This is a genomic window from Pseudarthrobacter sp. NPDC080039, assembly GCF_040702335.1.
GTDB lineage: Bacteria > Actinomycetota > Actinomycetes > Actinomycetales > Micrococcaceae > Arthrobacter > Arthrobacter enclensis_A.
Genome location: NZ_JBFBKY010000032.1, coordinates 18,314 through 29,088, shown reverse-complemented (window position 1 = coordinate 29,088; position 10,775 = coordinate 18,314). Strand labels below are relative to the sequence as shown.

12 protein-coding genes are annotated in these 10,775 nt (G+C 66.3%); 1 reads left to right on the top strand and 11 read right to left on the bottom strand.

Annotated features, from left to right (window positions below):
• Positions 1-199: 199 nt before the first annotated feature.
• The 7 genes from AB0313_RS20140 to AB0313_RS20110 form a co-directional block, all read right to left on the bottom strand.
• Entirely contained in the window at positions 200-1,627 is a 1,428-nt protein-coding gene (locus tag AB0313_RS20140; protein ID WP_366307871.1) for an aspartate ammonia-lyase, read from the bottom strand.
• Positions 1,628-1,635: 8 nt separating this feature from the next.
• Positions 1,636-2,700: an asparaginase gene (locus AB0313_RS20135; protein WP_366307869.1), complete on the bottom strand. Its 1,065-nt coding sequence runs from the start codon at positions 2,698-2,700 to the stop codon at positions 1,636-1,638.
• A 25-nt stretch (positions 2,701-2,725) separates the two neighbouring features.
• Positions 2,726-3,433, bottom strand: a complete 708-nt coding sequence (locus AB0313_RS20130; protein WP_307312208.1) for a FadR/GntR family transcriptional regulator — start codon at positions 3,431-3,433, stop codon at positions 2,726-2,728.
• Positions 3,434-3,475: 42 nt separating this feature from the next.
• Positions 3,476-4,126, bottom strand: coding sequence for a DedA family protein (locus AB0313_RS20125; RefSeq protein WP_366307867.1), 651 nt, complete (start codon positions 4,124-4,126; stop codon positions 3,476-3,478).
• Between the two features lie 9 nt (positions 4,127-4,135).
• Positions 4,136-4,894, bottom strand: coding sequence for a phosphatase PAP2 family protein (locus AB0313_RS20120; RefSeq protein ID WP_366307865.1), 759 nt, complete (start codon positions 4,892-4,894; stop codon positions 4,136-4,138).
• Between the two features lie 81 nt (positions 4,895-4,975).
• On the bottom strand, positions 4,976-5,593 hold the full coding sequence (locus AB0313_RS20115; RefSeq protein ID WP_141945101.1) for a uracil-DNA glycosylase: 618 nt from the start codon (positions 5,591-5,593) through the stop codon (positions 4,976-4,978).
• A 101-nt stretch (positions 5,594-5,694) separates the two neighbouring features.
• Positions 5,695-6,576, bottom strand: a complete 882-nt coding sequence (locus AB0313_RS20110) for a cytochrome c oxidase assembly protein (RefSeq protein ID WP_366307863.1) — start codon at positions 6,574-6,576, stop codon at positions 5,695-5,697.
• Between the two features lie 142 nt (positions 6,577-6,718).
• Between AB0313_RS20110 and AB0313_RS20105 the strand changes: the two genes are divergently transcribed.
• Positions 6,719-7,231, top strand: coding sequence for a hypothetical protein (locus AB0313_RS20105; RefSeq protein WP_366307861.1), 513 nt, complete (start codon positions 6,719-6,721; stop codon positions 7,229-7,231).
• 18 nt (positions 7,232-7,249) lie between these two features.
• Here AB0313_RS20105 and AB0313_RS20100 read toward each other — a convergent pair whose 3' ends face one another.
• From AB0313_RS20100 to AB0313_RS20085, 4 genes are all read right to left on the bottom strand, one after another.
• The gene (locus AB0313_RS20100) at positions 7,250-7,633 is read right to left on the bottom strand and encodes an RNA-binding S4 domain-containing protein (protein WP_141945106.1); all 384 of its coding nucleotides are present in this window, start codon (positions 7,631-7,633) and stop codon (positions 7,250-7,252) included.
• A gap of 34 nt (positions 7,634-7,667) precedes the next feature.
• A complete protein-coding gene (locus tag AB0313_RS20095; RefSeq protein ID WP_307312196.1) occupies positions 7,668-8,789 on the bottom strand; it encodes a sulfite oxidase in 1,122 nt (373 codons plus the stop codon).
• Positions 8,790-8,876: 87 nt separating this feature from the next.
• Positions 8,877-9,737, bottom strand: coding sequence for an SDR family oxidoreductase (locus AB0313_RS20090; RefSeq protein ID WP_366307859.1), 861 nt, complete (start codon positions 9,735-9,737; stop codon positions 8,877-8,879).
• Positions 9,738-10,742: an aldo/keto reductase family protein gene (locus AB0313_RS20085; RefSeq protein ID WP_366307857.1), complete on the bottom strand. Its 1,005-nt coding sequence runs from the start codon at positions 10,740-10,742 to the stop codon at positions 9,738-9,740.
• Positions 10,743-10,775: the final 33 nt, after the last annotated feature.

Sequence of the window (10,775 nt, the reverse complement as noted above, 5' to 3'; positions counted from 1 at the left end):
ATCTGCCGCGGCTTGAGGTTCTTGTGGTAACCCTTGTCCTCCGCGTGCAGGGAGGACTCAGTCGCATGCGCGTGACCACCATCAATAACGTGGTCTGGAAGGGGAGTGTTTGTCATGGGGGTGTCCTTTTTGGGATGGGGTGGGCCCAGGCCTGCCGGGTTCCCTGGCCGGGTTTGGGGGGCGAGGGAGCAGGTGGGGACTACTTGCTGAGGTTTGCCAGGCGTTCGGGGCTCAGGAGTTCCTGGAGCTGGGCGTCGGTGAGGAGCCCGTGTTCCAGGACGAGTTCGGCGACGCCCTTGCCGGTGGCAAGTGCTTCCTGCGCGATGGCGGTGGCGGTGGCGTAGCCGAGGTGGGGGTTCAATGCGGTGACCAGGCCGATGGACTGCTCCACGGTGCGGCGCAGGTGCTCGGTGTTGGCGGTGATTCCCCGGATGCAGCGGGCCGTCAGGGTGCGGCACGCCGATTCGAGGTGGGAGATGCTCTTGTGGAGGCTGTGGACGATGATCGGTTCGAAGGCGTTGAGCTGCAGTTGCCCGGCTTCGGCGGCCATGGTGATGGTGACGTCGTTGCCGATCACTTCGTAGGCAACCTGGGAGACCACTTCCGGAATGACCGGGTTGATCTTGCCGGGCATGATGGAGGACCCGGACTGCACGGCCGGCAGGTTGATCTCGCCGAAGCCCGCGCGGGGGCCTGAGGAGAGCAGTCGGAGGTCGTTGCAGATCTTGGACAGTTTCACTGCCACGCGCTTGAGGACACCGGAGAGGTGGACGAACGCGCCCACGTCCTGGGTGGCCTCGATGAGGTCCACGGCGGTGACCAGTGGCAGTCCGGTGATTTCCGCCAGGTGCCGGCAGGCTGTTGCCGCGTAGCCGGCAGGGGCGTTCAGGCCCGTGCCGATCGCAGTGGCACCGAGATTGATCTCGTGGATCAGCAACTCGGCTTCCGCCAGGCGCAGCCGGTCCTCGCCGATGGTGACGGCGTAGCTGCCGAACTCCTGTCCCAGGGTCATGGGGACGGCGTCCTGCAGTTGGGTGCGGCCCATCTTTACTACGGTGCGGAACTCCATGGCCTTGGCGGCGCATGCATCCTCGAGTTCTTCGAGTGCTGCCAGCAGTTCCCGGGCGGCGAAGATGGTGCCCAGCTTGACGGCGGTGGGGTAGACGTCGTTCGTGGACTGGCTGAGGTTGACGTGGTCGTTCGGGTGCAGCCGGGCGTAGTCACCCTTGGGATGTCCCAGGATTTCCAGGGCCCGGTTGGCGATGACCTCGTTGGCGTTCATGTTCGACGACGTCCCGGCGCCCCCCTGGACCACATCCACCACGAACTGGTCGGCAAGGCGCCCGGCCATGACGTCCTGGCAGGCCTGCTCGATGGCGTCCGCGCGTTCGGCGTCCAGCAGGCCCAGCTCACGGTTGGTGCGGGCGGCGGCGAGTTTAACTGCGGCCAGCCCGCGGACCAGGTGCATGTTGGTGGACAGCTTCTGGCCGGTAATGGGGAAGTTCTCCACGGCGCGGAGCGTGTGGACGCCCCAGTATGCGTGGGCGGGGACGTCCCGGTCGCCGAGCAGGTCGTGCTCGGACCGGGTGGCGGTTGCGGTGTCCGCTGCGGTGTCAGTGATGGTCATGGATGTCCTCACAGGGCTTCGTTGTCGGGCGTGGACTGGTTGGTGTTCGGGAATGCAGGGTCCAGGAAATCGGTGGCGAGCAGCCGGCCCACCTGGTGGCCGCCGCCCACCACCGGTGCCGTGGCAATGCCGCTGAGCGGCTCGGTGTCCAGGCCCAGTGCTTCCAGGAGGTGGACGGTGGCAGGCATCCGGGCGCGGTCGCCGCCGTCGGAAATCTTCACGGCCACTGCGCTGCCGTCGGCCAGGCCCACCAGCTGAACGCCCTCAAATCCGTCCTTGGCGACGGCGCCGGGCAGCAGCCGCATCAGCGTGGTGACGTCGCGGCCTTCGCCGGCCACCATCTCCGGGTGGTGCTGCATGGCCAGGCCGACGGCGGCTTCCGGGCTGCCGTCGTCGAGCGCGGCTGCCTTGGCGATCCGGCCGAAGCCCCGGGCCATGCCGGGGAGCGTGAGGGCAAACAGCGGAGTGCCGCAGCCATCGGTGCTTACGGCGGCCGGGTCCTCGCCGGTCAGCTCGCTGACGGTCTCGAGCACGAGTTGCTGCAGCGGGTGGGACGGGTCCAGGTATCCCTGCACTGGCCACCCGTTGATCACGCAGGTGGCCACCATGGCGGCGTGCTTCCCGGAGCAGTTCTGTGTGATCTGGGTGGCGCTGCCTCCGTTCCGCAGCCAGTCCTCACGCTCTCCAGTCCCGTAGGGGAGGTCGGTGCTGTTCCCCAGGTCTGTGGGGGCCACGCCGTGGAGTTCGAGGATGCGCAGCGCGCCATCCCGATGGGTTGATGCGCCTGAATGGCTTGCTGCGGCCAGGGCCACGAGGTCGGCAGGCAGTTCAAGGCCGGCACGGACCATGGCCACGGCCTGGAAAGGCTTGAGGGCAGAGCGTGGATAGAACGGTGCCATGGGGTTGCCTGCTGCTGCCGCCACTGAACCGTCAGCCGACAAGGCAACAGCGGAGCCGTAGTGGACGCTCTCCACCAGGCCATCACGGATGGCAGCGACCAGCGGAGCGTGCTGCGGCAGGGCCAGGTCGGCCGGGGCAGCGATATGGGCAGCAGAAAACACAGGGGATGGCATGGGGTCCTTGTGAAGGGTTGGATGGCTAGTTGTTGAGGATGGAGTCCAGGGCCACGCCCACGGCTTCCAAGTGGTGGGCCATGGCGGCGCGGGCCTTCTCCGCAGAGCCTGCCTCGATGGCGGCCAGGATCTCCTGGTGCTCAACGTCGGAGGCATGCTGGCGGTCGGCCACCATGTTCAGCGTCTCGGACTGGTGGGCCAGCGCGTCCCTGATGTCGGCAACCACGCTTGCGAACACCCTGTTGCCGCTGGCGCGGGCTATGGTGGCGTGGAAGCTGGAGTCAAGGGCAACCCAGGACTCCGGGTCCGTTTCCGTGGCCATGGCGGCAACGATCCCGCGGAGTATGTCGAGTTCCTCAGGGGTGCGCCGTTCTGCTGCCAGGCCGGCTGCAGGGACTTCGATGTGTGGGCGTGCTTCTGTCAGGTCCCGCGCCGAGTACTGCCCCAACGTGAGGTCGTTGGCTACTTTGCTGGCAACAACGAACGTACCTTTGCCGGTCCTGGTGACCGTCAGGCCCAGGGCGGTGCAGGAGCGGAGGGCTTCCCGGATTACCGAGCGGCTCACTCCGTACTGCTGGGAAAGCGTGGCTTCCGAGCTGAGTTTGCTCCCCACAGGGATGAGTTCCGATTCGATGTCCCCGCGGATGGCGTTGAACACCGCCTCGGCAGCGCTCAGCCGGGCAAGGGGGCGGACTACAGGCTGTCCTGCTGTCCGGCTGTCTGACAGGTTCACGCCTTAAATATGGCACTGGTCACAGTTGGTGTCAAACTCCCCCTATGAATTCGAGGCACTGTCCTGTGGCCGGTTCGCCCGGCGCTGCCGCTGCTTGCGCCGTCGTGCCTGGAAATGCCAGGCAACAAGCGCCGCCACCGCCAGGACGGCGATGACGACGGCGAGGTCCTCGCCCACTGCCTTCGCCACGGTTTCGTAGGAGTTGCCTGCAAGGAAACCCAGCAGGACGAAGCCGGTCCCCCAGACGACGCCGCCCGTCGCGTTCCAGGCGAAGAACCGGCCATAAGGCATCCGGGACGTGCCGGCCAGGGCGGGCATGACTGCCCGGAAGAAGGCGGTGAAACGGCCCAGGAACACGGCGGACCCGCCCCTGCGCCGAAGGAAGTCCTGCGCATTTTCCAGCTTCTCGGAGTGGCGCGCCAGGAACCTGTTTTTCAGGAGCCGGCCGCCCAGATGTTTGCCCACTTCGTAGCCGACGCTGTCGCCAATGATGGCGGCGCCGACCACCAGGGCCACCATGGTACCGAGCTGCACTTCGCCCCGGCTTGCCACCACTCCGCCCAGGACCGCCGCCGTCTCACCTGGAATCACGAAGCCGACAAACAGGGCGTCCTCGGCGAATACCAGGCAGAAGACTGCGATGTAAGCCACGAGCGGGCTGACGTTCAGGAGGCCGTCGATGAAGCCCGTCATGGCAGCGGGTCAGGCCTGCGGCGCCGGGACTGGGCCGAGCTTCGCCAGGAACGGGATGCGGGAGAGTAGCGCCAGGCCGAACCTGTTCCACAGGCCGGTCAGGAATGCCGCGCCAGTGGCTGCGGTGAAGAAGGATGCCGTGACATCGGTGGGGTAGTGCACGCCGAGGTAGACCCGGGACAAGGCAACCAGCACCGGCACCACGATTCCCAGGATGGCCGCGGGCCGCTGCCACCGGGTGCCGCGGGCCAGCAGGAAGACGGCGATCGCCAGCGCGGAAGCCAGTGCGACGTGGCCGCTGGGAAAGCTGTCCGTTCCGGGTTCAGGGATCAGCGGGTTGAACAGTGCCGTGGAGTCGGGGCGGTGCCGGGCAACCAGCACCTTGAACAGTTCGCTGCTTACCCAGCCGCCGGCGGCCACCAGTCCGGTGGCTATCGCATTCACCGGGCTCCGGCGCACCAGCAGGAGGTAGAGGCACAGCGCGGCGATCATCAGCACGCCGCCCGCGGGGCTGAACACCACATTGATGAACATGGCGACTCCCGTGAGGGGTGCAGTGTGGTCGTGGCTCAGCTCAGCGTCCACGGACATGTCAGCCGAGGTCAGCGCCGGGACGAACCGCAGCGCCAGGCCGGCGGCCACGATCAGGACCGCGGCGAGGAGCGGCACCGCAATCCAGTGCCGCAACTGGGGAAGGACGGCCATGCGAACGGCTGCCGGGTCCGTTGGGGAAGCCGCAGCGGGGAAGCGGTTGGAATGGGACGTCAAGGTTCAGCCTGTTTCTTTCGCCGGTCAGAGTACCTATGAGTATGCGCCCGCACGCCTGAAAGAACCCTGGGAAACTGGCCCCTACAGGTGCTGGATGCCTGCCCGCTGCATCGCGTCCCGGTAGGTCTCCACGTTCTTGGCCAGGAGTTCTTCCTGCTTGGCCTCGGAAACAGCGAAGGCCCTGCCGCCAAGGGCGGAGGCCTTATAGATTTTGATGCCGTTGTTCTTCAAGGATGAGTGATAGGTCTTCTCGAAGAGGGTCAGGAACGTGGAGGCATCGGTGCCGTGGGCGATGATTGCCGAGACCCGGGAGTTGATCTTGAGGAACTGGCGGAAGGGGCGGAGACCGTCGGTTTTCTCCTGGACGCTCAGCGCGGAAGGGCTCCCGCTCTCACGGACCCACGGGTAGGCGTTCCACGGCATGACGTAGCGCGGGTCCAGTTCTGCGAGCTCATAGATCTGGGTGGCGCGGCGGGCCGCCTCGTCATCGTTGTTGTGCGAGACGAATCCGGATTCCGTGCCCTTGCCGGGGCTGGCATGGAGGCTGATGATTCTGCACTCATCTTCATCGTGGACGGGGTCGATATAGGGAACGGTGGAACCGGGCTTCTTTTCCATCAGTTCATCGCAAAGCTGGGTCACCTTGGCGATGTTCGGTTCCTGTAGAAGGGCCTTTTTTTCGTCCCAATCAATCGTCACGATTTCTCCCTTGGCAGCGAGGCGTCCAGAATCAGGCGTCCTATGTCACTCTACGCTTCCCCGGGGAGGGGTGGGCACACCGAATTTTCCAGCGGGCCAATCTACCGCCGCCCGCGCATGTGCTGGCTGTTCAGTTCGTCGAGCTGTTCGTCGGTGAGTTCGTCAAAGACCTTCGCCTCCCGCTTGTCGCTGCGCGAGAAGCGGATGAACATGAGGATGATCAGCGGCAGATCCACAACTTCGCAGATGAACCAGAGGAGGTTTCCCGCGAACTGCTGGTCTTGAAGCGCGTCCCTGAACCACCACTGGGGATCGGGAACGGACGTTACGTGGTCAAGTACCTGGCCGCTGAGACTGAGCAGGATCCCGGGGATCGCGTCGATCAGCAGCTCAATGAACACGAACATGAATTCAAGGGTCAGGTAGGCACTGGAGCGCTGGAAGTCCGACTCTTCGATGATGGGAAGAGCCATCAGCATCCCCAGCAGCGGCACGGCGATCGTGAGGAGTGCATCAGCAGCAGGGTTGGTGCGCAACGTGTAGAAGGCGGGGGTGAGGAGTGTGGAGAAAAGTGCGAGCCCCAGCAGCGGCGCGCCGAACGAGTTGCTGACAAACCGGACCGGCCGGCTGGCCAGGACCGCGTCAAACGCGGCTATGCCCTGTGGCGGCAAGGCAGCCCGGGCCAGGGTGAGGGGCTTTCCCAGCCCGATGAGCAGGGGAACAACGAAGAGCAGCAGGGAGAGCTTAAGGGTGAACGCCCACCGCTGCTGTGCGCCGTAGACGCCCGTGAATCCACAGGTCAGCACCACGAACGTTCCCAGGCCAAGAACGTAAAACGCGGCGGCCCGCCAGGCCGGCCACCGGCGGCCCTTGTGGGTTGCTGCCCGCACCCCCAGCCCGTACAGGAGGCCTGTGACCACAACGAAAGCCGCCGCGGCCCAGTCGAGTCGCCAGGAAGAAATCAGGATCTCAAGGGGTGGCACGGGCCAAGGGTAGCCGTTGTTCCTGAAAGTAACCTGTCCGCGCACCCGGCAATGGTGGTGCGGTGGAGTGGTAGGTGTGGCTCGTTGGGGCGGTGGCTGCTCCTGATGCACCAGCGTTTCAGGAGATGCTGTTCAATGGACTATGCAGTTCACCAGGAAGGGCCTGAAGGTCGAGGGCTTCGCCGGCTTCAGACCTATCCAAAGCCTCGAAACCATGAGGATTCCGCAGGGAACAGGCCTCTTTGCGGTCGTGGCGCCCGAAGATTTCCAGGCGCGTTTTCTCGCGAAAAGCACCGCGGGCGTCTTCAGGAAGAAAGACCCGTCCCTCCCCGTGGCTGCATTGGCCGCCGAATGGGTGGATGCCGCCGTTGTTCTCTACGTGGGGAAGGCCGGCCCCGGCAGCAAGGGTAACCGGGGGCTTCGGCGCCAGGTCCAGGAGTTCGTCGACTTCGGGCAAGGAAAGCCGCCCGGCCACTGGGACGGGCGGCTTATCTGGCAGTTGGCTGACGCCGGATCACTCGCCATGGCGTGGAAGGAGCTTCCGGCGGACCAGCTGAACGGCGCAGAAGCGCGTTACCACGCTGCCTTCGTGGCCGAATTCGGCCGGTTGCCGTTCGCTAACCTTGTGCAGGCACGCACCAAAGCGGGCGCCTGACCTTGCGGGGCACACCTGTCACGCAGGTCCCCGGAGCCGCTCCATCTCCCGACGGTCCTTCTTGGTGGGCCGGCCTGCGCCCCGGTCGCGCTGCGGCAGCCCAAGCGCCGGAAGGACGGGCCGCGGGGGAGTGTGGTCGGTAAAGCAGTGCGAGGCGGCCTCGGCGCCTACGCGCTTGGCGATGAGCCGCCGCACCTCCAGGACGCGCTCGTACCCCGGCATCCGGACCGTGACGGTATCGCCGGTTACCAGGGTGGCCGAAGCCTTCGACGGGTTGCCGTTTAGCCGGACATGGCCGGCCCGGCAGGCCGCGGTGGCGGCTGAGCGCGTTTTGTAGGCGCGGACGGCCCACAGCCACGCGTCGATGCGGACACTGGCGGGGGAGGAAGGCAGGCTGGTCATGATTGGCACCGAGTATAGCCCGGGGCCCGCAGCGTCACTCCACCGTCACCCTGACCTGCTGTACCACGTTGTTGCCCATCCCCTGGTAGTTCCAGTGCTGCTCCAGGGGCTGGGTGGCGCCGGTGATGTCCGTGGCGCGGCAGGCCAGGACGTGTTCGCCGGGGTCGGCTACCCACGGCAGGCTCCATCTCCGCCACGCAAAGCCCCCGGCCGGTTTCTCAAGATGGGCCGGCACCCAGGTGCCGTCGATGCCCACGTCGACGGCGGTCACAGCGCCTTCGCCGGACCAGGCCCTGCCCTCCAGCATGACCGGGCCAGCAGGAAGGAACCGCTGCCGGGTGAAGAAGTCCGGAACGCCTGGCGGAACCATCAGCGAACGGACCCTTATGCGCGTGACCGGCGTGCCGGCGTCGTCCGCGGATTCCTGGTACCGGTACGCGGACTGCTGCTGGAACCCGGCGAAGGGCGCCCTGACCACCTCGATGGACTGCAGCCACTTCACGCTGGCCATGCCATACCAGCCCGGGACCACCAGGCGCAGCGGGTAGCCGTGCTGCGGCGGCAGGTCCAAGCCGTTCATCCTGTAGGCAAGAACGACGTCGGGACGCAGCGCTTCGCGGATCGGCAGGCTCCGCGCGTAGTGCTGGGGGACGCCGCCCTGCACGCCCGCGTCGGCTCCGGTGAACACCACCTCCCGGGCGTGAGGCAGCACGCCCGCCTTGCCGAGGAGATAAGCCAGGGGCACCCCTGTCCAGTGCGCTGTGCCAACCGCTTCGAGGACCCACGGCTGGCTAAGGGGCCGGGGCTCAAGGAGCGACCGGCCGTTGCCCGCGCATTCGAGGGTTACGGGAACGGTGATGGCGGGATCCCTGCGGAGTGCCGCCATGCTCAGTTCGAGGGCCCGCTCCACGGCACCGCCGATCCGCAGGTGCCAGGAGGAAGCGTCCAGGTCGGGGATGTCGAAATGCGTCAGCACATAGTGGAGCCCGGGCGGCGTGACCTCGCGGCGGAGCGCTTCCAGCGGCATGGAATGGTTGCGGGCGGCGAGCTGCAGCTCCTCACGGGTAAGCGGACCGGAGTCAGGAACTGCCGTTGCAGGCAGGACCGGCGCCTGTTCCGCCGACTTCCGGGTGGACTGCTGGTTCCTGTAATTCATGGCGCGCTGCGATTCTGTGACGGATCAGGGACACCCCTGCCAACAGGTCTACGCCGGCCCACCCCGCCCGTCAACGAAATTAACCGGCTACAGCACCGGCCGGGTCAGGAACTCGGCGAGGGTGATCGGGTCCTGCCCGGTCAGCCCGTGGACATCCGGCGAAAGCCCTGCCATCTCGCCTGCCGCCATCGCCGTGTAGGTGCTCACCCACGCGTCCAGCTGCCACTGCGGCGCGCCGTAGGAGGCCCGGGATGCGTAGGCTTCCTCCACCGTCTCCGGCTGGTACCTGACGGTCCGGCCGGTGCCTGCACTCAGCACCTCTGCAGCCTGCGCCATGGTCAACTCCTCCGGCCCGGTCAGGTCGTAGGTCTTGCCCTTGTGGATGGCAGGATCCCGCAGCACGGCGTGGGCGCAGCGGGCAATATCCTCGCGGGCCACCCCTGAAAAGGCGCCATCACCGGCGGGGCCACGGATCACTCCGTCGTCCCCCGTCATCAGCGGCAGGAAGTCCAGGTAGAAGTTGTCGCGCAGGAACGTGAAGTCCGTCCCTGACGCTTTGATCCGCACCTCCGTGGCGTAATGGTCCCGCGCCAGCGTGAAGGTGGCATCCGGCGCCGCCCCGTAGAAGGACGTGTACACCACGTGCTGCACGCCGGCGTCGGCAGCGGCGTCGATAAACGCATAGTGCTGCTGCAACCTGTCTTCGGCCTCCGCGGCGGAGACCATGAACAGGACCTTCACCCCGTCCAGCGCCTGGCGGGAGGCGGCGCCGTCCCCGTAGGAACACACCACAGGGTGCGCGTCATCCAGCTGCGGCGCCCGGGAGGCGTCGCGCACCAGCAGGCGCTGGGCGAAACCGGACGCGGCAAGGTGCCGCGCCACCATTCCACCCAGGCCCCCGGTGGATCCGGTGACAGCGAGCTCCGGGAGGTCCGGCGGGGACGCCACTTACGCTTCCCGGGTGGCCGGCGATTTGGTCTGTGCCGGGTCCCGTTCGGCGAGGCCTCCGACGGCGTCGTCGATCTTCTTGAGGACTTCGGCTTCCAGCTTTACGCCGACGGCACCCACGCTGTCGGCAATCTGCTCGGGGCGGGAAGCGCCCACGATGGCTGACGCCACGTTTGGGTTCTGCAGCACCCATGCGACAGCAAGCTGCGGCATGGACAGGCCGGCCTCCTGGGCGATCGGCTTCAGGTCCTGCACGGCTGCAAGGACGTCGTCCCGCATCCACCGCTGGATCATCTTGGCGCCGCCCTTTTCGTCCGTGGCGCGGCTGCCTTCGGGAGCGGGTTGGCCGGGCAGGTACTTGCCGCTGAGGACGCCCTGGGCCATGGGCGACCACACGATCTGGGACACGCCCAGCTCCTCCGACGCCGGGACCACCTCGGCTTCGATAACGCGCCAGAGCATGGAGTACTGCGGCTGGTTGGAGATGAGCTGGAAACCCAGTTCCCTGGACAGTTTGTGCCCCTCGCGGAGCTGGTCGGCGGTCCATTCACTGACGCCGATGTACAGCGCCTTGCCCTGCCGGACGATGTCCGCGAACGCCTGCATGGTTTCTTCCAGCGGCGTTTCGAAGTCGTAGCGGTGGGCCTGGTAAAGGTCCACGTAATCCGTCTGCAGCCGGCGCAGCGAACCGTTGATGGACTCCATGATGTGCTTGCGGGACAGGCCAAGATCGTTCTTGCCCTTGGGGCCGGTGGGGCCGAAGACTTTGGTGAAGATTTCCAGGGACTCGCGGCGTTCACCCTTCAGGGCCTGCCCCAGGACGGTTTCCGCGGCCGTGTTGGCGTAGACGTCCGCCGTGTCAAAGGTGCTGATGCCGGCGTCCAGGGCAGCCCGGACGCACTGGGTTGCGACGTCGTTTTCCACCTGTGAGCCGTGGGTCAGCCAGTTGCCGAACGTGATTTCCGAGACTTTGAAACCGCTGTTTCCGAGGTATCTGAATTCCATGGGTTTCACGCTAACCCAGATGGTTACTCAGGG

Coding starts and splice junctions, on each gene's coding strand:
- AB0313_RS20095 (WP_307312196.1), bottom strand. CDS start 8,789: ATGAATTACAGGAACCAGCAGTCCACCCGGAAGTCGGCGGAACAGGCG.
- AB0313_RS20135 (WP_366307869.1), bottom strand. CDS start 2,700: ATGCCATCCCCTGTGTTTTCTGCTGCCCATATCGCTGCCCCGGCCGAC.
- AB0313_RS20140 (WP_366307871.1), bottom strand. CDS start 1,627: ATGACCATCACTGACACCGCAGCGGACACCGCAACCGCCACCCGGTCC.
- AB0313_RS20105 (WP_366307861.1), top strand. CDS start 6,719: ATGCAGTTCACCAGGAAGGGCCTGAAGGTCGAGGGCTTCGCCGGCTTC.
- AB0313_RS20125 (WP_366307867.1), bottom strand. CDS start 4,126: ATGACGGGCTTCATCGACGGCCTCCTGAACGTCAGCCCGCTCGTGGCT.
- AB0313_RS20085 (WP_366307857.1), bottom strand. CDS start 10,742: ATGGAATTCAGATACCTCGGAAACAGCGGTTTCAAAGTCTCGGAAATC.
- AB0313_RS20100 (WP_141945106.1), bottom strand. CDS start 7,633: ATGACCAGCCTGCCTTCCTCCCCCGCCAGTGTCCGCATCGACGCGTGG.